The organism is Streptomyces atratus, assembly GCF_014648655.1.
GTDB classification, from domain to species: Bacteria; Actinomycetota; Actinomycetes; order Streptomycetales; family Streptomycetaceae; genus Streptomyces; species Streptomyces atratus.
Genome location: NZ_BMRN01000039.1, coordinates 21339 through 39760, shown reverse-complemented (window position 1 = coordinate 39760; position 18422 = coordinate 21339). Strand labels below are relative to the sequence as shown.

Genomic DNA, 18422 nt, shown 5'->3' with positions numbered 1-18422 from the left:
TCCCGGCTGATCTCAGACGAACGACAGCGCATCCGGGCCGAGGGGCGGTACCAGCCCCTCGGCCGCGGCGCGGGTCAGCAGTCCGCGGATCGCCGCGTAGCCGTCCTCGCCGAGGTCGGCGGTGAACTCGTTGACGTACAGCCCGATGTGCTGGTCCGCCACGGCCGGGTCCATCTCCTGCGCGTGCTCCAGCACGTAGGGCCGTGACGCCTGAGGGTCGTCCCAGGCCATCCGTACCGAGGTGCGCACCGACTCGGCGAGCAGCTCCAGCGTCTTTGCGCCCAGCGACCGCTTGGCGATGATCGCGCCGAGCGGGATCGGCAGCCCGGTCGTCTCCTCCCAGTGCCGGCCCATGTCCGCGAGGTTGTGCAGCCCGTAGTTCTGGTACGTGAAACGGGCCTCGTGGATGACGAGACCGGCGTCCACCTTCCCGTCGCGCACGGCGGGCATGATCTCGTCGAACGGCATGACGACGATCTCGCCGACCCCGCCCGGCACCACTTCCGCAGCCCAGAGCCGGAACAGCAGATAAGCCGTGGAGCGCTCACTCGGCACGGCGACGGTCCTGCCCGTCAGATCCGTGCCCGCCTCCTTCGTGAGGACGAGCGGTCCGCAGCCCCGCCCCAGCGCCCCGCCGCACGGCAGCAGCGCGTACTCGTCGAGCACCCAGGGCAGCACCGCGTACGAAACCTTGAGCACGTCGAGCTCGCCGCGCTCGGCCATGCCGTTGGTGATGTCGATGTCGGCGAAGGTGACATCGAGGGCGGGCGCGCCGGGGACCCTTCCGTGCGCCCAGGCGTCGAAGACGAAGGTGTCGTTCGGGCACGGAGAGAAGGCGATGTTCAACGGATGCGACGGGCTACGAGTCGTGTCGTTCATGGTGGGTCCAACCTTCCAGTACAGGGATGAGCTTCCCGAACGCCCCGGTGAGTGCGGCCAGCGCGTCGCCGATGCGCCAGGCGTCCCGGTCGCGCGGGCCGACGGCGTTCGAGACCGCCCTCAGTTCCAGCACCGGTACGCCCGTGCGTTCGGCGGCCTCGGCGACACCGAAGCCCTCCATGGCCTCGGCAGCGGCCCGAGGGTGCGCGGCCAGCAGGGCGGCGGCGCGCTCGGCGCTGCCGGTCACGGTGGAGACGGTGAGGATCTCGCCGCTGAGCGCGCCGGTGGCGGCGGCCACGTCCCGCACCAGCGACCGGGGCGGGAGATGCCGGTCGCGGCCGAAGCCCAGACCGGTGACGGGCACGAAGCCCTCGGGGGTCTCGGCGCCCAGATCGGCGGCGACGATGCCGTTCGCGACGACGAGCGAGCCGACCGGCGCCACGGGCGTGAATCCGCCACCGATTCCGGCCGAGACGACAAGGTCGTACGGCCCGGAGACGAGGCCGAAAGCCGTCGAGGCGGCCGCGGCGGCCGGTCCGGCACCGCCCGCGAGGACATCGACGACGCCGCAGCCGCCGGGGGCGTCGACACGGTGGAGCCGCGCGCCCGGCACCTCGCGCACGGCCACCTCGGACACGTCCCCGAACGCACGCGTGACCGCGTCCCGTTCTGCTGGGACAGCGGTCACGACGAGCACACGCACGGGGCGGATCCTCCGAGGTCAGGAGGGGGAGGGAAGCAGGTCAGGAGGTCTTCTTCAGCTCGAAGTGCCAGACGCCGGTGAGCTTCTTGCCCTTGGTCTCCACGATGCTGATCTGTGTCTTGTTGCTCACGGTCTCGCCGGTCTGGCTGGAGAAGAAGGCGCTGCCCGGGATGGACCGGTAGGTCTTCTTGTACGGCTCCTGCTCGGCCTGCTGGCCGTTGATGAACAGCGTCCAGCCGTTGTCCGCGATCTCCGGGTCGACGCCGAAGCGGACCTTGTCGTCCATCGCGACCTCGACGGTCTTCTGAGCCTTCTTGTTGAGGCAGTCCTGGATGTCGGACGCCTTGAGGGCATTGCCGTCGTTGTAGCAGGACGCCTCGGTGCTCACCGTGTCGCCGCCGACCGTTACGGTCGCGAGCGGGGTCGGCTTGTCGCAGGCGGAGAGGACAAGGAGTCCCGCGGACACGGCACCAAGAGCGACGCCGATTCGACGGCCCTTACCGGAGAAGAACGCAACGGTCATGGGCCGAAGGCTATCGGTCGCTCCGGCTCATGCCACGCGGGGGTGCGGCGAGCCGCGTCGCGCGGCGCTCAGCAGCCCCCGTACGGACGTGGCGGCGCCCAGGGTGAGGATGCCCGAGGCGACCGACATGCCCAGTACGCCGTTGAGGGGGAGGGCGATGCCGATGCCGCCGCCGATCACCCACGCCATCTGGAGCACTGTCTCGGACCGGGCGAACGCGGATGTCCGTACCTCTTCGGGCACGTCGCGCTGGATCATCGCGTCCAGCGAGAGCTTCGACAGGGCCTGGGTGAAGCCCGCCGTCGCGCTGAGCGCGGTGACCATGACGGTGCTGAAGAAGAGCGCGGCGAGCACGGCGACGCCCAGGGCCAGGGCCAGCACCGAGGCGACGATCACTTCGGGGCCGCGGGCCCGGAGCCAGGAGCCGACCGCCGTACCGAGCGCGTTGCCGACACCGGCCGCCACACCGACGATGCCGAGCGAGACGGCGGCGCTCTGCCCGGCGAGCGGCTGTTCGCGCAGCAGGAACGCCAGGAAGAAGATCAGGAAGCCGGAGAGCGCGCGGTGCGCGGTGTTGGCCTGGAGCCCGTTGAGTACGGACGGCCCCACGGACCGCAGCCCCGGCCGCTTCTCGCCGTTCTTCTCGCGGCCCCTCGCCTTCCCGTTCCTCTTCGGTTCGGGCCGGGGGGCCGTCACGCCGTACGGCGGCACCAGCTGGGCCTTCCGCTCGCCCTTCGAGGAGTCGACCTTGTGCGGCAGCGTGAAGGCGAGGACGGCCCCTCCGATGAAGATCACGCACGCGCCGTACAGCGGCCACGCGGACCCGATGGTGTGCAGCCCCGCCCCGATCGGGGCGGCGACCCCGGTCGCCAGGAGCCCGGCCAGGGTGACCCGGGAGTTCGCCTTCACCAGGGAGAAGCGGGGTGGCAGCAGACGCGGCACGACAGCGCTGCGTACGACTCCGTACGCCTTCGAGCAGACCAGGACGCCCAGCGCGGCCGGATACAGCTCCAGGCCGCCGGTGGCGACCGCGCCCGCCATGGTGAGCGCGAGCACCGCACGGGCCAGCATCGCACCGGCCATCGCGGCGCGGCGGCCGTGCGGAAGATGGTCCAGGAGCGGGCCGATCACGGGCGCGAGGAGGGTGAAGGGCGCCATGGTGACGGCGAGGTAGAGGGCGACGCGGCCGCGGGCCTCGTCCGTCGGTACGGAGAAGAAAACCGTCGAGGCGAGCGCGACCGTGATCATCACATCGCCCGCGCCGTTCACGGCGTGCAGTTCGATCAGTTTGCCGAGACCGGACTCCCCGGCGCCGTGGGCGTGCGTCGCCTTCCGGATTCCTCTCGCGGTGCCGGTGAACGGGGCGTGGAGGGCATGACCGATCGTCCGGCCCGTCCTGCGGAGCGGGCCGGAATCCTTGTGCGACCGGGCGGAAGTCACTTCGTCATAGTGCCCCAGTCACGGCGGTGGCGAACCGGGATCGGCGCGAGGCACGGTGCACTCCGCCCTGTCGGGTCAGTGGTCCGCCCGGTCCGGGCACGGCCTGCCCGGACCGGGCCGGCGGGCGATTGTGACGGTTCCGAGGCGGACTTTGCACGGGCCACGGCGCCGGATACGGCCTTGATTGGGACGGGCAGGTGGGCGGGGGGCGGCGGAGAGGGTAGCGTGCGTAGCGCGCCACCGGCGGTTGTTCTCGGCCGCGCGCCTATCGGCGATCCCGCAGAATGGATAGCAGAAGGTGCGCCCGAGGCAGGCACAACGGGTGTGGACGTCGACGCGGCCCTCAGGTCCGCTCCGCCCGCATCCGTCATGGCCGAAATCGATGGATGTGCTGGCGCGCTCGTGAGACTGGCGTAGGAGAGAAGCGAGACCTGTGAGTGCTGTGACGACGCGAAGCCGTACGGCCCGTACCCCTGTTCCCGACCGTCTGTGCGCCGAGGCGGTGGACCTCGCCCGCGCGGCGGCCGAGGAAGCAGCCGCGCCGGGGGTCGTCGGTGAGCATGTGGCCGTGGTCTCCGAGGGGGACCGGGTCGTCACGCACTTCTTCGAGTGCGAGGAGCCGGGCTACCGGGGCTGGCGTTGGGCGGTGACCGTCGCCCGGGCGTCCCGCGCGAAGAACGTCACCCTCGACGAGACGGTGCTGCTGCCCGGCAGCGACGCGATCCTCGCCCCGGAGTGGGTGCCGTGGAGCGAGCGGCTGCGTCCCGGGGACATGGGGCCCGGCGATCTGCTGCCGACCGAGGCGGACGACCTCCGTCTGGAGCCCGGCTACACCGGCGAGGAGGAGCCGCCGCCGAACTCCGCGGTCTCCGAGGTGTCCCAGGAGATGGCCGACCTCGTCGACGCGGAGGACGCGGAGCTGACGACGCACCCCGCGACGACGAGCCGGGGCTCGATCTCGGCGGTCGCGGAGGAGCTCGGTATGCGCCGGGCGCGGGTGCTCTCGCGGTACGGGCTGCACACGGCGGCCGACCGGTGGGACGAGGCGTTCGGCGCGAAGACGCCGATGGCTCAGGCTGCTCCGGCGTCCTGTGTCACCTGTGCGTTCCTGGTGCCGTTGGCGGGTTCGCTGAAGCAGGCGTTCGGGGTGTGTGCGAACGAGTTCGGTCCGGCGGACGGGCATGTGGTGTCGCTGTCGTACGGGTGCGGTGGGCATTCGGAGGCGGCGGTGATGCCGAAGCCGCCGAAGCCGGCGCCGCATGCGCTGGACACGATGCAGGTGGACGAGTATCCGTTGCGTCCGGCGCGGGACTCGGGCTCGGTCCCGGCGGAACCGGACGGCCCTACGGAGGACCTCGGTCACTCCTGAGCGGGGCCGGGGTTTCCCCGGCGCGCCCGGCCATCGAACCTGCGGGCCCGCCCCGCGAACCGGTTCCGTCCTCGAACGCCGGACGGGCTTGAGACGTGCCTGTGGGCCCGCCCGGCGAACCGCTTTGTCCTCAATCTCCCCCATGGCCTTGAGGGCATGGGGGGACCCCCTCGACGGGCTTGATTTCGCACGCCCCAGCCCGTCCGGCGTTCGAGGACGGAACCTGAGCGGTGGTGTGCGGTGCGGCAGAATCCGGCCTGCCGTGGGTCACCCCGCAGACACCGCCCCCCGTCCGGCGAGAGGACCCGGTACCTTCAGGCGCACACTGGCGGCACGGGCAACGCGTAACCGGAGAGAGCGGAGTCAGAGCGTGAGCATGAATGCGACCGAGGGGGCCGACCCGTTCGGGACCGCACGGCTGCGACGCGGCGTGCTCGACGCCTGGGGCGCCGGCCCTGCCAGATTCCGTGAGGACGCCAACGCCGAGGAGGACCTCGCGCTCGGCGGCTACCGCGACCGCCTCGTCGTCGAGCTGGCCCAGAACGCCGCCGACGCCGCCGCCCGCGCACAGGTCCCCGGCCGGCTCCGCCTCACTCTGCACCCGGCGACCGCGGACGCTCCCGCCGCACTTGCCGCCGCCAACACCGGCGCCCCCCTCGACGCCACCGGCGTGGAGTCGCTCTCCACCCTGCGCGCCTCCGCCAAGCGCGAGGGCCACGAGGGGGCTGTCGGCAGGTTCGGCGTCGGGTTCGCCGCCGTGCTCGCGGTGAGCGACGAGCCCGCCGTCGTCGGCCGGCACGGCGGCGTCCGCTGGTCCCTCGCCGAGGCCCGCGACCTCGCCGCAAGGACGGCCGTCGCCAGTCCGGGCCTCGGCGACGAGCTCCGCCGCCGCGACGGCCACGTACCCCTGCTGCGGCTCCCGTTGCCCGCCGAGGGCACCGCACCCGACGGGTACGACACCGTCGTCGTCCTCCCGCTGCGCGACGGCGGCGCCGAGGACCTCGTGGTCCGGCTGCTCGACGCGGTCGACGACGCGCTCCTGCTCACTCTGCGCGGCCTCGACGAGATCGTGATCGAAACCCCTGACACCGTACGGACGTTGCGCCGGTCGCAGCACGGCCCGTACACCCATGTCGAGGACTCCGCGCACGGTACGCACCGCTGGCGCACCGTCACCCGGCACGGCCCCGTCGAGCCCGCCCTGCTGGCCGACCGGCCCCGCGAGGAACGGCTTCGCCCGCACTGGTCGGTCACCTGGGCGGTGCCGGTGGACACGGAGGGCGCCCCGGTACGCCCCCGCACCGTCCCCGTCGTCCACGCGCCGACGCCCACCGACGAACCCCTCGGTATCCCGGCGCTGCTCATCGCGTCGCTGCCGCTCGACACCGCCCGCCGCCACTTCGCACCGGGACCGCTCACCGACTTCCTGGTGCAGCGTGCGGCCGATGCGTACGCCGAGCTGCTCGCCGACTGGCAGCCGGTGTCCATCGACACCATCGACCTCGTCCCCGGACCGCTCGGCAAGGGCGAACTGGACGGCGCCCTGCGCGGCGCGATCCTGGAGCGGCTGCCGCGCGTCGCGTTCCTGGAGCCTGCCGCCCCGCGCGACGCCACCACCGAAATGGACCGGTGGGACACCTGGGACGCGCAGGCGGACGGCATCCGCGAGACGGCCACCACCGCGCTGCGCCCCATCGAGGCCGAGGTACTGGAAGGCGTGGGCGCCGAGACCGTACGGGTGCTCGCCGAGGTCTTGCCGTGCCTGCTGCCCGCCGGACTGGAGCGCCGCAGCGAACTGCGCACCCTCGGTATCGCCCGCGTCCCGTTGACCGAGGCGATCGACCGTCTCGCCGGTCTGGAGCGCGACCCCGGCTGGTGGCGGCGGCTGTACGACAGCCTGTCCGGCATCGACCCGGACCGTCTCTCCGGCCTGCCCGTCCCGCTCGCCGGTACACCGGAAGCACAGGAAGCCGCGACCCCGACCGCCCCCCGCACCGCCATCGGACCCCGCCAGGTCCTCCTCCCGTTCCCCGACGCGCTCACCGGCCCGGTCCTGGGCCGCCTCGCCCGGCTCGGTCTGAAGGTCGCGCACCCGGACGCCGCCCATCCGCTGCTGGAGAAGCTGGGCGCCCTGCCCGCCACGCCCCGCGCCGTGCTGACGACCCCGCAGGTGCGGGCAGCCGTCGCCGGATCGCTGGACGCGGGTGAGATCTGGGACGAGGACGCGCTGGACGCCGAAGAGCTCGCAGAGACCGTCCTCACCCTTGTGCGGGACGCGGAACTGGCACCGGGCGACGAGCCCTGGCTCGGCGCGCTCGCCCTTCCCGACGAGGACGGCGAACCCGCACCTGCCGGTGAACTCGTGCTGCCCGGCAGCCCGTTCGCGGCCATCATGCGGGAGGGTGAACTTGCTCTCTGCGACCAGGAATTGACCGACCGCTGGGGCGAGCAGCCGCTCACCGCCTGTGGTGTGCTCGCCACCTTCGCCCTCGTGCGGGCCACCGATGTCGTCCTGGACCCGGACGAACTGGAGCCCCGCGAGGGCGACTTCGCCGAGCCCGACGACGCCGGGCTGCTCGACGCCGTGGACGTGTGGTGCGAGGACATCCTCGACCAGCTGCCCGACACCGTCGTGCCGCCGGTCGCCACCGAACTCGTCGCCGTTCGCGACCTGGACCTCGTCGACGACGGCGCCTGGCCGCAGGCGCTCGCCCTGCTCGCCCAGCCGCCGTTGCGCGACGCGCTGACCCAGCCGGTGCGGGTGCTGCTGCCCGACGGCACGACGCAGTCCGTCCGCCCTTATACGGCCTGGTGGCTGCGCGACCACCCCGTGCTCGACGGCCGCCGCCCGGCCGGTCTGCGGTCTGCGGGCGGTGACCCGCGGCTGGCCGGACTGTACGACTCCGCCGACGCGACCGGCTTCGACGACGCCCAGGTGCTGCGTGCCCTCGGCGTACGGACGTCCGTGACCGCCCTCCTCGACGAGCCGGGCGGCGCCGCCGAACTCCTCGGCCGGCTCGCGGACGGGGACCGTGTGGTCGACCCCGTACAACTGCACTCCCTGTACACGGCCCTGGCCGATCTCGACCCGGAACAGGTCACGCTGCCCGACGAACTGCGGGCCGTGGTCGACGGCGAGGTCCGGGTCGTCGACGCGGCTGACGCCGTGATCGCGGACGCCCCGGATCTGCTGCCGCTCGCCGGAGGACTCCCGCTGCTCCCGGTCACCTCGACACGCGCGGCCGATCTGGCCGAGCTGTTCCAGGTGAGCAGGCTCGGCGAGAGCGTCGAGGCTGAGGTGACGACGGAGGGTGAGGAGCACCAAGTGCCGGATTCGGTACGGGTCCTGCTCGGCGCCGGAACGCCGGACGTGTACATCGAGCACGGCGAACTGCGCGCGGGCGGCGTCGAACTGGACTGGCGCCGCACCCCCGACGGGACCGTGCACGCCGCCACGCTGGAGGGCGTCGCTGCGGGCCTGGCCTGGGCGGCGGGGCAGTGGCCGCGCCGCTTCGAGGTCGCGGCGCTGCTGGAGGACCCGTCCCGTACGGAGGAACTGGCCCGGGACCGCTGGTTCGACTGACGGACCGGAGCGGGTCCGAAGTACATCGGCGCCGGGGCGCGGGGCACATGCGCAAGAAATCCCCAACAGCTGCACAACCGTTCACGTGTCTCGATGGTCTCGTCTGTGAAGCCACCAGGCTTCACAGACGATCGTGGGCCTGTGGGCGGACGACCTCCGCGGGCCCCCTTCTCCATGTTGGGGAATGAACATGCGCATTCGTGCCACCGTGGCCGCCGTAACCGGCGCCCTGGCTCTCTCCGCCCTTGTCATTCCGTCGGCGGCTCAGGCCGACGACGCGCACCGCTCGACCGTCAGCGACGTCGCGCGCGCCGCTCAGTCCACCACCGGTGCCGACTCCGGTGCCAAGTCCGGCGCGCGCTCCCTCGCGGCTGAGAGCGCCCCCGGTCAGCTCGACCTCACCTTCTCCAAGTTCACGGTGAACGGCGGCAAGCCGATCGCCGTGGGCACCACCGCCACGAAGACCGTGCCGACCACGTTCACCGTGACGCACGCCGCCGATGTGAACATCTTCGCCTCGGACTTCAAGCTCGGTGCCGAGCTCTACCGCGGCTCGTTCAACTCTCCGACGAACGAGCTCTACGGCGATGTCGACCCCACCTGCAAGGCCGTGTCCTCCACGGTCGCCACCTGCAAGGGGCAGATCGCCGTCTGGCCGCAGTACGACCTGATCGGCAACGCCGACGCCACGACGTGGAAGGCGATGGGCTTCGCCGTCGACTACAACGGCGAGGACCCGATGAACCCCGACGTCACCAAGATCGGCTTCGCGCTGCAGGACGGCCTGGGCACCGCCCGTGTGCAGCGGCAGTCGAGCCTGACGGTGAACGCCGCTCCGGAGCCCGTGAAGAAGGGCAGGACGATCACGGTCACCGGCAAGCTGTCGCGTGCGAACTTCGACGACCTGAAGTACCACGGCTACGCCTCGCAGCCGGTGAAGCTCCAGTTCCGCAAGAAGGGCAGCTCCACGTACACCACGGTCAAGACGATCAAGTCGAGCAGCACCGGCACCTTGAAGACCACGGTCAAGGCGTCGGTCGACGGTTACTGGCGCTACAGCTTCGCCGGTACGTCCACCACCCCGGCCGTCTCGGCCGCGGGTGACTTCCTCGACGTGAGGTAATTTCCGTCGCACAACACGCACCACTCCGGGCCGTGCCCGGGGACGGCTCCCGTCCCCGGGCACGGCCCGCCGCGTGGGCCGCCGCGCTTCTCGCCGCGGGACGACCGGGTGAAAACTCCACTTTGCGTACAACCCTTCACATGCGTAAGAGGTCTGGTCTTCCGAGTCAGCAGACTCACAGACCGAACGAGCCCCGGCCGGGTCGAACCACGTACTCGCGGGGGCCCCTTTCTCCACTGGGGAAACACATGCGAATTCGTGCCACTGTTGCAGCCGTTTCCGGCGCCCTGGCTCTGTCCGCTCTTGCCGTTCCGGCCGCCCAGGCGGGCGACCACTCTGCTGCGAACCTGCACAAGCCGACGTCGGCCGCCGAGGTCTTCGGCACCGCCGCCAAGGGTTCTTCGAAGGCCGCCGTGGCCACCCGCGCGGCCACGGCGGAACCCGTCATCTCCAAGGTCGTCGTCAACGGCGGCAAGGACATCGTCCTGGGCACCACCGCCACGAAGACGATCTCCATCTCGGTCACCGCGTCGCACCCGGACGGTGTCGTCAATGCCTACGCCGACCTGTGGCACGGTACGGACCCGTCCTCCGAGAACACCATCGACGGGGCCATCCTGCCGAACGAGGACGTGGCGACGTGCACCAAGGTCAACGCGACGACCTCGACCTGCAAGCGGACCTTCACGATCGACCCGCGCTACGACCTGTACAAGAACTCCCTGGCCGGCACCTGGCACGTCACCGCGGGTGCGTTCGCCGGTAACGACACCGACGTCGCCTACACCGACTTCTACAGCACGGCCCGTGTGCAGCGGCTGTCGAAGCTGACGGTGAACGCCGCTCCGGAGCCCGTGAAGAAGGGCGGGACGATCACGGTCACCGGGAAGCTGTCGCGGGCGAACTGGGAGGACCACGCGTACCACGGCTACACCGGGCAGCCGGTGAAGCTCCAGTTCCGCAAGAAGACCAGCAGCACCTACACCACGGTCAAGACGATCAAGACGAACAGCACGGGCAACCTGAAGACGACCGTCAAGGCGTCGGTCGACGGTTACTGGCGCTACAGCTTCGCCGGTACGTCCACCACCCCGGCCGTCACGACCGCGGGCGACTTCGTCGACGTGAAGTAGCCCCCGCACGCAGCAGCACAGGAACTACACCGGGAAGCGGCGGCCGACCAGCCGCCAGGCGAACTCCAGGCCGGCCGCCGCCACCACCGCGATGCCCACCGCGGTCCACGGCATCGCCGCTCCCACCAGCTTCAGCGCGAAGAAGTTCTGCAGCCACGGCACCACCAGCACGATCAGGAACGCCAGCCCCATCGCCGCCACCAGGCAGATCCGCCACAAGGTGTACGGGCGGGCGATGATCGCCAGGACCCACATCGAGACCAGGAACAGCGTGAGCGTGGCCGCGCTGGTCTCCGCGTCCAGCGCACCCGTACCGGAGTAGTAGTGCCGGGCGATCAGATACGTCACGAAGGTGGCGACGGCCGCGATGACGCCCGACGGGATCGCATACCGCATGACGCGGCGCACGAAGTGCGGATGGGCCCGTTCCTTGTTGGGGGCCAGGGCCAGGAAGAAGGCCGGGACGCCGATCGTCAGCGTCGACAGCAGGGTCAGATGGCGCGGCAGGAACGGGTAGTCGACCTGGAAGCAGACCACCAGGATCGCCAGCAGCACCGAGTAGACGGTCTTGGTCAAGAACAGGGTGGCGACCCGGGTGATGTTGCCGATCACCCGGCGGCCCTCGGCGACGACGGACGGCAGCGTCGCGAAGCTGTTGTTGAGCAGCACGATCTGGGCGACGGCCCGGGTCGCCTCGGAGCCCGAACCCATGGAGACGCCGATGTCGGCGTCCTTCAGCGCCAGCACGTCGTTGACGCCGTCGCCGGTCATCGCGACGGTGTGACCGCGGGACTGGAGCGCGCCGACCATGTCCCGCTTCTGCTGCGGGGTGACCCGGCCGAAGACCGCGTTCTCCTCCATGGCCGTGGCCATGTCGTCCGGGTCGGTGGGCAGCCGGCGCGCGTCCAGGGTGTTCTCGGCGCCCGGCAGGCCGAGCTTTCCGGCGACCGCTCCGACGGAGACGGCGTTGTCGCCGGAGATGACCTTCGCGGCGACCCGCTGGTCGGCGAAGTAGGCCAGCGTCTCCCCGGCGTCCGGCCGCAGCCGCTGTTCCAGCACGACCAGCGCGCTCGGTACGGCTCCGGCGGCGATGTCAGGCCCTTCGAGCTCGCCCTGCGCGCGGGCCAGCAGCAGCACCCGCAGCCCCCGCTCGTTGAGCTGCCCGACCTCGGTGAGTGCCGGGTCCTGCTCGGGCAGCAGCACATCGGGCGCGCCCAGGAGCCAGGCCGACGCCCGGCCGCCGCCCTCGTCGAACGCGGCGCCGCTGTACTTGCGGGCCGAGGAGAACGGCAACGATTGCGTGCACCGCCACTCCTCCCCGTCCGGGTAGGCGTCGACGATGGCCTGCAGGCTGGCGTTGGGCCGGGGGTCGGACGCGCCGAGGGCACCCAGTACGCGCTGTATGTACGTGTCGTCCGCACCGCCCAGCGTCCTGACCTCGGTGACGTCCATGCCGCCCTCGGTGAGGGTGCCGGTCTTGTCCAGGCAGACGACGTCGACGCGGGCCAGACCCTCGATGGCGGGGAGTTCCTGCACCAGGCACTGTTTGCGGCCGAGCCGTACGACACCGATCGCGAAGGCGACCGAGGTGAGCAGCACCAGGCCTTCCGGGATCATCGGGACGATGCCGCCGACGGTCCGGGCGACCGACCCCTTGAAGTCGTTGTTGTTGACGAAGAGCTGGCTGATGATCAGGCCGATCGCGGTCGGCACCATCATCCAGGTGACGTACTTGAGGATGGTGGAGATACCGGTGCGCAGCTCGGACTGGACGAGGGTGAAGCGGGACGCCTCCTCGGCGAGCTGTGCGGCGTAGGCCTCGCGGCCGACCTTGGTGGCGGCGAACGAGCCGCCGCCCGCGACGACGAAGCTGCCGGACATCACGGGGTCGCCGGGCTGCTTCAGCACCGGGTCGGCCTCGCCGGTGAGCAGCGATTCGTCGATCTCCAGGCTGTCGGCCTCGGCGACCGTGCCGTCCACGACGACCTTGTCGCCGGGGCCCAGCTCGACGAGATCGCCCAGGACGATCTCGGTGGTGGAGATCTCGGCCGAGACCCCGTCGCGTCGCACCGTGGGTTTGGCCTCGCCGATGACCGCGAGGCTGTCGAGGGTCTTCTTGGCCCGCCACTCCTGGATGATGCCGATGCCGGTGTTGGCGATGATCACGAAGCCGAAGAGGCTGTCCTGGATCGGCGCGACGGACAGCATGATCAGCCAGAGCACGCCGATGATCAGGTTGAACCGGGTGAAGACGTTCGCGCGGACGATCTCGCGGACGGAACGGGACGAGCGGACGGGTACGTCGTTGACCTCACCGCGGGCGATCCGCTCGGCCACCTCGGCCGCGGTCAGCCCGCGGGTGCTCACGGCCGGGGCCGGCAGTTTCATCGGATGGACCGGGTCGAGCTCGGACCCGGCGTCGATCATGGCCGGCCCGGGGCGGCCGGAAGTGCCGGATGCCCCGGGGGTCTGCTCGCCGAAGGAGTGGGGTGCCCGCTGCGTCATGGTTCCGACGGTACGGGTGGATCGTCCGATTCACCCACTGGGGGTCCGAAGATCAGACCGGGGGAGGAGGGGAATGGTCCTGTGGTCGGACGCGGATCCCGTCGTCGGGCGCGTGCGATCAGGGTCGGGCCGTGGCGCCCGCGTCGCCGTAGAACGTCGGGCCGTGGCACCCGCGTAATAGAACGTCGGGCCGTGGCGCCCGAGGCGTCGTGCGGCGTCAGGCCGTGGCGCCCGACGTGCCCTTGTGGTCCGTTCCGGAATCCGGCGCGGAAGCCCCGGAAGCCGCCGCCCGCTTGATCGCCGCGTCGCGCCCCCGTACGTACCAGATGCCGATCAGGCCGAGCCCCGCACCGGCCAGGCAGGTCCACACCCACCACAGGTGCCCGTGGTCGTCGAACCAGCCGTAGAACGGCAGCTGGACCAGGAAGAGGACGAACCAGAGGATCGTGCCGCCGGTGATGGTGGCGACGACGGGCCCCTCCAGGGGCTCGGGTGCCTCGTGCTTCGGTGTCCACTTCGCCATGACCTCAGTGTATGGGCCCACCTGTGGCCGCTTCCCGTACCCCGTATAGACGGCATGCATAAAGGTCGACAGGTCAGCCGGCTCAAGGGTCTACGCGCGGAGATAGCGATCTTCGCCTTATGTATTCATACTGAATCTGCTTACGGCTGTCTCGAATTATTCGTGTGAAAGTCCAAAGCTGACCACTTTTAACCCCCCTCTACGTACGACTGAGGTCATACATGTCCCCCTCGGCCACCGCTTCGGTCGACTCCAAGCAGTCTCCGGCTCCTCAGCCGCACAACGGCCTGGATCGTTTCTTCAAGATCTCCGAGCGGGGGTCGTCGGTTGCGCGCGAGATCCGCGGCGGATTCGCCACGTTCTTCGCAATGGCGTACATCATCGTGCTGAACCCGATCATTCTCGGCAGCGCGAAGGACATGTACGGGCACCAGCTCGACGGCGGGCAACTGGTCACCGCCACCGTGCTGACCGCCGCGTTCTCCACGCTCCTGATGGGTGTCATCGGCAATGTGCCGATCGCGCTGGCCGCCGGCCTCGGCGTCAACACCGTCGTGGCCCTCCAGCTCGCTCCCAGGATGAGCTGGCCGGACGCGATGGGCATGGTCGTCCTCGCGGGCATCGTGGTCATGCTGCTGGTCGCGACCGGGCTTCGCGAACGCGTGATGCACGCCGTACCGCAGTCGCTCCGCAAGGGCATCGCGATCGGCATCGGTCTTTTCATCCTGCTGATCGGCCTGGTCGACTCGGGCTTCGTCTCCCGCATCCCGGACGCCGCGCACACCACCGTGCCGCTCCAGCTCGGCAGCGACGGCCACCTCAACGGCTGGCCGGTTCTGGTCTTCATCCTCGGCGCGCTGCTCACCCTCGCGCTGATCGTCCGCAAGGTGCCGGGCGCGATCCTGATCTCCATCGTCGCGATGACGGCCCTCGCGATGATCATCGACGCGGTCGCCGATCTGCCGGGCGAGGCATGGGGTCTGACCGTCCCGCAGTGGCCGGGCAACCCGGTCGCCACCCCGGACTTCGGGCTGATCGGGAATGTCAGCCTGTTCGGCGGCTTCAGCAAGGTCGGTGTGCTCACCGGCATTCTGTTCGTCTTCACCGTGCTGCTGTCCTGCTTCTTCGACGCGATGGGCACCATCCTCGGTGTCGGCGACGAGGCGAAGCTGACGGACAAGGACGGCAACTTCCCCGGCATCAACAAGGTGCTGTTCGTCGACGGCGTCGCGGTCGCCGCGGGCGGTGCGAGCTCCGCCTCGGCGGGTACCTGCTTCGTGGAGTCCACGGCGGGTGTCGGTGAGGGTGCCCGCACCGGCTTCGCGAGCATCGTGACGGGTCTGCTGTTCACGGTGGCGCTGTTCCTGACGCCGTTGGCGACCATGGTCCCGTCGCAGGCGGCCACCCCGGCGCTGCTGGCGGTCGGCTTCCTGATCATCTCGGGTTCGGTGCGGGACATCGACTGGAGCGACTACACGCTCGCCATCCCGGCCTTCCTGGCCATGCTGATGATGCCGTTCACGTACTCGATCACCAACGGCATCGGCATCGGCTTCATCGCCTTCTCCGTGCTGCGGGTCGTGGCCGGGCGCTGGCGCGAGGTGCCGGCGGCCATGTATGTGGTGTCGGCGGTCTTCGTCTTCTACTACGCGATGCCGGCCCTCGGCCTCACGTGACCTCTTCCGCCCTGATCCCTGCGGTCCCTTCCGAGCCGTAGAACTTCTCCGTCTCGTCGACGGCCGCCTTGAAGCGCTCGTCGAAGTCATCGCGAATGAGCGTCCGGACGACATAGTCCTGGACGCTCATTCCGCGTTTGGCGGCATGCTGCCTGAGCCGGTCGAGCAGCTCACCGTCTATCCGCAGGCTGAGCACAGTCGATCCCATGGCAAGCAGGGTTACGGCCCACGAGGTCTTTTGGCGTCACTTTCCGGATCCAACTCACTCGTTCGGGTGATCGATTGGGTGAGGTGGCTCTCGCGCGTGTAACACGAATGGTCTTTAGGGTAGGTAATGAGTTACGCTAATAAACATGCCTGACCTGATCCACGACGGCGACAGTGCGGCCGCCGTGAGCTCCCTTCGCTCCGCCGTGATGCTGCTCGGCCGACGCCTGAAGCACCAGCGCGTCGACGAGTCGCTGAGCCCCACCGAGATGTCGGTGCTCGGCACGCTCGCCCGCTGCGGTTCGGCCACGCCCGGTGAGCTGGCCCGCAAGGAGCACGTGCAGCCTCCATCGATGACTCGCATCGTCGCGCTGCTGGAAGCCAAGGGACTGGTCAGACTGGAACCGCACCCCGATGACCGTCGCCAGAAGATGGTCAGCCAGACCGAACAGGCGGAAGCCATGCTCGAAGAGAGCCGCTCCAAGCGGAACGCCTGGCTGACCACCCTCGCCGAGGGCCTGGACGAGGAAGAGTGGGAGACGCTGCGCAAGGCGGCGCCCGTGCTGGAGAAGCTCGCCCACCTGTAGCGGGGCCGACCGCGCCGGACCACAGCCGGCGCACCGCCCGCACCGCCGCATCCCGTCAGTCAGCGAAATGTATACGCCCGAGGAGGCGAACCCTTTTGAGTACGGGATCCGGAGCAGACTCCGCCCCCGCACCGACTTCCACCCACGAGAGCAAGCCCGGCGGGACCTTCTCGTCGCTGAAGATCCGTAACTACCGCCTGTTCGCCACGGGCGCCGTGATCTCCAACACCGGTACCTGGATGTCCCGCATCACGCAGGACTGGCTCGTCCTGAGCCTCACCGGGTCCGCCACCGCCGTCGGCATCACCACGGCCCTCCAGTTTCTTCCGATGCTTCTCTTCGGCCTGTACGGCGGCGTCATCGCCGACCGTCTCCCGAAGCGGAAGCTTCTTCTCGTCAGCCAGGCGGCTCTCGGCCTGTGCGGGATCGCCCTCGCGGTGCTCACGCTCTCCGGTGTCGTCCAGGTGTGGCACGTCTACCTCATCGCGTTCCTGCTCGGCATGGTGACGGTCGTCGACAACCCGGCCCGCCAGTCGTTCGTCTCCGAGATGGTCGGCCCCGCCCAGCTGCGGAACGCGGTCAGTCTCAACTCGGCGAACTTCCAGTCCGCCCGGCTCATCGGCCCCGCCGTCGCGGGTGTCCTGATCACCACGGTCGGCAGCGGCTGGGCCTTCATGTTCAACGGTCTGTCCTTCGCGGCCCCGCTGGTCGGCCTGATGCTGATGCGTACGAGCGAGCTGCACAAGGCCACCGTCGTGCCGCGTGCCAAGGGGCAGCTGCGGGAGGGCCTGCGCTATGTCTCCGGCCGCCCCGAGCTGATCTGGCCGATCGTCCTGGTCGGCTTCGTCGGCACGTTCGGGTTCAACTTCCCGATCTGGCTCACGGCCTTCGCGGACGAGATCTTCCACGGCGGCGCCGGGATGTACTCGTTCTTCAACATCCTCATGGCGGCCGGCTCCCTCGCCGGCGCCCTGCTCGCCGCCCGTCGCCGCTCCTCGAGGCTGCGGATGCTGGTGGCCGCGGGCACGGCCTTCGGTCTGCTGGAGATCGTCGCGGCCCTGTCGCCGTCCGTCTGGCTCTTCGCGATCCTGCTGGTCCCGATCGGCATGATCGGCCTGACGACCAACATCAGCGCGAACACGAGCGTCCAGATGGCCGCCGACCCGGCGATGCGCGGCCGGGTCATGAGCCTGTACATGATGGTCTTCGCCGGTGGTACGCCGGTGGGCGCCCCGATCATCGGCTGGGTCAGCGACGCCTACGGGGTCCGTACGGGCATGGTGGTCGGCGGTGCGTTCTCACTGGTGGCCGCACTCGGCGTCGGCTTCATGCTGGCCCGCGTGGGCGGCCTCCGCCTCAAGGTCGACCTTCGCCCGGGCCGCCCGCACGTGCGGTTCGTCCCGCGCGAAGAGCTGGCCACGGCGGCCTGAGGGCCGGCCGCAAAACACGTGCCACGGGCCCCGACCGGTGGATACCGGTCGGGGCCCGTGGCACGTATGTCAGTCGCGGGGGAACTCGCCCGTCTCCAAGGTGAGGCCCACAAGGGTCGCGGTGAGGTCGATCGGGGTGCCGAAGTCGAGGCTCAGCACGCTGCGGTACTCGTCGCCCTTCGGGAGCGTGTGGAGATGCCACGTGCCGGTGTACGGGTCGACGATGACGTACACGGGTACGCCGGCCGTGGCGTACGTGGCCTTCTTCGCCCCGTAGTCGTTGGCGGCGGTGTTCTTGGAGATCACCTCGGCCACGAACTCGATGTCCTGGTAGCGGCAGCGGCCGTTGGCGTCCTCGGTGGCGCCCTCGGCCAGGGCGACCACGTCGCAAGCGAAGCCGTTGAGGAGGCCCGGGAAGTCGATACGCACGTCGGACAGCAAACTCTCCCGCGGATACCTTTCGCGCAACTGTTCGATGATGTCGAGAATGATCCGCCAGTGTGTGCGCCGCTGTGGCGACATGTAGATGTTCCCCTCGACGATCTCGACCTTGAATCCCTCGGGGGTGGGCTCAAGCCACTCGAACATCATGTCCAGAGTGCGCTCGTCGCTGATGTCGGCCATCTCGATCCTGTCGGTGTCCACGACGGTCATCGTGCCGCTCCTCCCCGCTGCCGCACGGGCGCGGGCAGCCGCGTAGTACAACGATACGCACGGAGCCCGGGACACGCCGTTACGGTG

General features: G+C 70.1%; 15 protein-coding genes. 7 read left to right on the top strand and 8 right to left on the bottom strand.

Annotation, left to right across the window (positions count from 1 at the left end; translation table 11 throughout):
* Nucleotides 1-12 precede the first annotated feature (12 nt).
* The 4 genes from IEZ15_RS35085 to IEZ15_RS35070 are packed head-to-tail and all read right to left on the bottom strand — an operon-like array spanning nt 13 to nt 3545.
* On the bottom strand, nt 13-879 hold the full coding sequence (locus tag IEZ15_RS35085; RefSeq protein ID WP_114245876.1) for a 1,4-dihydroxy-6-naphtoate synthase: 867 nt from the start codon (nt 877-879) through the stop codon (nt 13-15).
* Entirely contained in the window at nt 860-1582 is a 723-nt protein-coding gene (locus IEZ15_RS35080; protein WP_189280953.1) for a futalosine hydrolase, read from the bottom strand. The genes IEZ15_RS35085 and IEZ15_RS35080 overlap by 20 nt, the downstream gene beginning before the upstream one ends.
* A 40-nt stretch (nt 1583-1622) precedes the next feature.
* Nucleotides 1623-2105 carry a DUF2771 domain-containing protein gene (locus IEZ15_RS35075; RefSeq protein ID WP_114245878.1) on the bottom strand — a complete coding sequence of 161 codons (483 nt, stop codon included), beginning with the start codon at nt 2103-2105 and terminating at the stop codon, nt 1623-1625.
* 27 nt (nt 2106-2132) lie between these two features.
* Nucleotides 2133-3545 carry an MFS transporter gene (locus IEZ15_RS35070; RefSeq protein WP_114245879.1) on the bottom strand — a complete coding sequence of 471 codons (1413 nt, stop codon included), beginning with the start codon at nt 3543-3545 and terminating at the stop codon, nt 2133-2135.
* 433 nt (nt 3546-3978) lie between these two features.
* Here IEZ15_RS35070 and IEZ15_RS35065 point away from each other — a divergent pair, with 433 nt between their 5' ends.
* The 4 genes from IEZ15_RS35065 to IEZ15_RS35050 all read left to right on the top strand — a co-directional run bounded on the left by IEZ15_RS35065 (nt 3979) and on the right by IEZ15_RS35050 (nt 10753).
* Nucleotides 3979-4914 (top strand): DUF3027 domain-containing protein, encoded by a 936-nt coding sequence (locus tag IEZ15_RS35065; RefSeq protein ID WP_189280952.1) that lies wholly within the window; start codon nt 3979-3981, stop codon nt 4912-4914.
* 376 nt (nt 4915-5290) lie between these two features.
* Nucleotides 5291-8497, top strand: coding sequence for a sacsin N-terminal ATP-binding-like domain-containing protein (locus IEZ15_RS35060; protein WP_189280976.1), 3207 nt, complete (start codon nt 5291-5293; stop codon nt 8495-8497).
* A gap of 190 nt (nt 8498-8687) precedes the next feature.
* Nucleotides 8688-9620, top strand: a complete 933-nt coding sequence (locus tag IEZ15_RS35055; RefSeq protein ID WP_189280951.1) for a hypothetical protein — start codon at nt 8688-8690, stop codon at nt 9618-9620.
* Between the two features lie 248 nt (nt 9621-9868).
* Nucleotides 9869-10753, top strand: a complete 885-nt coding sequence (locus IEZ15_RS35050) for a calcium-binding protein (RefSeq protein WP_189280950.1) — start codon at nt 9869-9871, stop codon at nt 10751-10753.
* A 24-nt stretch (nt 10754-10777) separates the two neighbouring features.
* On the opposite strand, the gene IEZ15_RS35045 is transcribed toward IEZ15_RS35050, so the two are convergent.
* Nucleotides 10778-13258, bottom strand: coding sequence for an HAD-IC family P-type ATPase (locus IEZ15_RS35045; RefSeq protein ID WP_189280949.1), 2481 nt, complete (start codon nt 13256-13258; stop codon nt 10778-10780).
* Between the two features lie 217 nt (nt 13259-13475).
* Nucleotides 13476-13781, bottom strand: coding sequence for a DUF2530 domain-containing protein (locus IEZ15_RS35040; RefSeq protein ID WP_189280948.1), 306 nt, complete (start codon nt 13779-13781; stop codon nt 13476-13478).
* A gap of 221 nt (nt 13782-14002) precedes the next feature.
* Between IEZ15_RS35040 and IEZ15_RS35035 the strand changes: the two genes are divergently transcribed.
* Complete coding sequence (locus tag IEZ15_RS35035; protein ID WP_189280947.1) at nt 14003-15457, top strand: NCS2 family permease; 1455 nt, start codon at nt 14003-14005, stop codon at nt 15455-15457.
* On the opposite strand, the gene IEZ15_RS35030 is transcribed toward IEZ15_RS35035, so the two are convergent.
* Nucleotides 15450-15665, bottom strand: coding sequence for a ribbon-helix-helix protein, CopG family (locus IEZ15_RS35030; RefSeq protein ID WP_189280946.1), 216 nt, complete (start codon nt 15663-15665; stop codon nt 15450-15452). The genes IEZ15_RS35035 and IEZ15_RS35030 overlap by 8 nt on opposite strands.
* A 145-nt stretch (nt 15666-15810) precedes the next feature.
* Between IEZ15_RS35030 and IEZ15_RS35025 the strand changes: the two genes are divergently transcribed.
* Complete coding sequence (locus IEZ15_RS35025) at nt 15811-16251, top strand: MarR family winged helix-turn-helix transcriptional regulator (RefSeq protein ID WP_093899797.1); 441 nt, start codon at nt 15811-15813, stop codon at nt 16249-16251.
* Between the two features lie 95 nt (nt 16252-16346).
* Nucleotides 16347-17681: an MFS transporter gene (locus IEZ15_RS35020; protein WP_189280945.1), complete on the top strand. Its 1335-nt coding sequence runs from the start codon at nt 16347-16349 to the stop codon at nt 17679-17681.
* 69 nt (nt 17682-17750) lie between these two features.
* Here IEZ15_RS35020 and IEZ15_RS35015 read toward each other — a convergent pair whose 3' ends face one another.
* Nucleotides 17751-18335 (bottom strand): Uma2 family endonuclease, encoded by a 585-nt coding sequence (locus IEZ15_RS35015; protein WP_189280944.1) that lies wholly within the window; start codon nt 18333-18335, stop codon nt 17751-17753.
* Between the last annotated feature and the right edge of the window lie 87 nt (nt 18336-18422).

Coding starts and splice junctions, on each gene's coding strand:
- IEZ15_RS35085 (WP_114245876.1), bottom strand. CDS start 879: ATGAACGACACGACTCGTAGCCCGTCGCATCCGTTGAACATCGCCTTC.
- IEZ15_RS35075 (WP_114245878.1), bottom strand. CDS start 2,105: ATGACCGTTGCGTTCTTCTCCGGTAAGGGCCGTCGAATCGGCGTCGCT.
- IEZ15_RS35060 (WP_189280976.1), top strand. CDS start 5,291: ATGAATGCGACCGAGGGGGCCGACCCGTTCGGGACCGCACGGCTGCGA.
- IEZ15_RS35055 (WP_189280951.1), top strand. CDS start 8,688: ATGCGCATTCGTGCCACCGTGGCCGCCGTAACCGGCGCCCTGGCTCTC.
- IEZ15_RS35050 (WP_189280950.1), top strand. CDS start 9,869: ATGCGAATTCGTGCCACTGTTGCAGCCGTTTCCGGCGCCCTGGCTCTG.
- IEZ15_RS35045 (WP_189280949.1), bottom strand. CDS start 13,258: ATGACGCAGCGGGCACCCCACTCCTTCGGCGAGCAGACCCCCGGGGCA.
- IEZ15_RS35040 (WP_189280948.1), bottom strand. CDS start 13,781: ATGGCGAAGTGGACACCGAAGCACGAGGCACCCGAGCCCCTGGAGGGG.
- IEZ15_RS35035 (WP_189280947.1), top strand. CDS start 14,003: ATGTCCCCCTCGGCCACCGCTTCGGTCGACTCCAAGCAGTCTCCGGCT.
- IEZ15_RS35030 (WP_189280946.1), bottom strand. CDS start 15,665: ATGGGATCGACTGTGCTCAGCCTGCGGATAGACGGTGAGCTGCTCGAC.
- IEZ15_RS35025 (WP_093899797.1), top strand. CDS start 15,811: ATGCCTGACCTGATCCACGACGGCGACAGTGCGGCCGCCGTGAGCTCC.
- IEZ15_RS35015 (WP_189280944.1), bottom strand. CDS start 18,335: ATGACCGTCGTGGACACCGACAGGATCGAGATGGCCGACATCAGCGAC.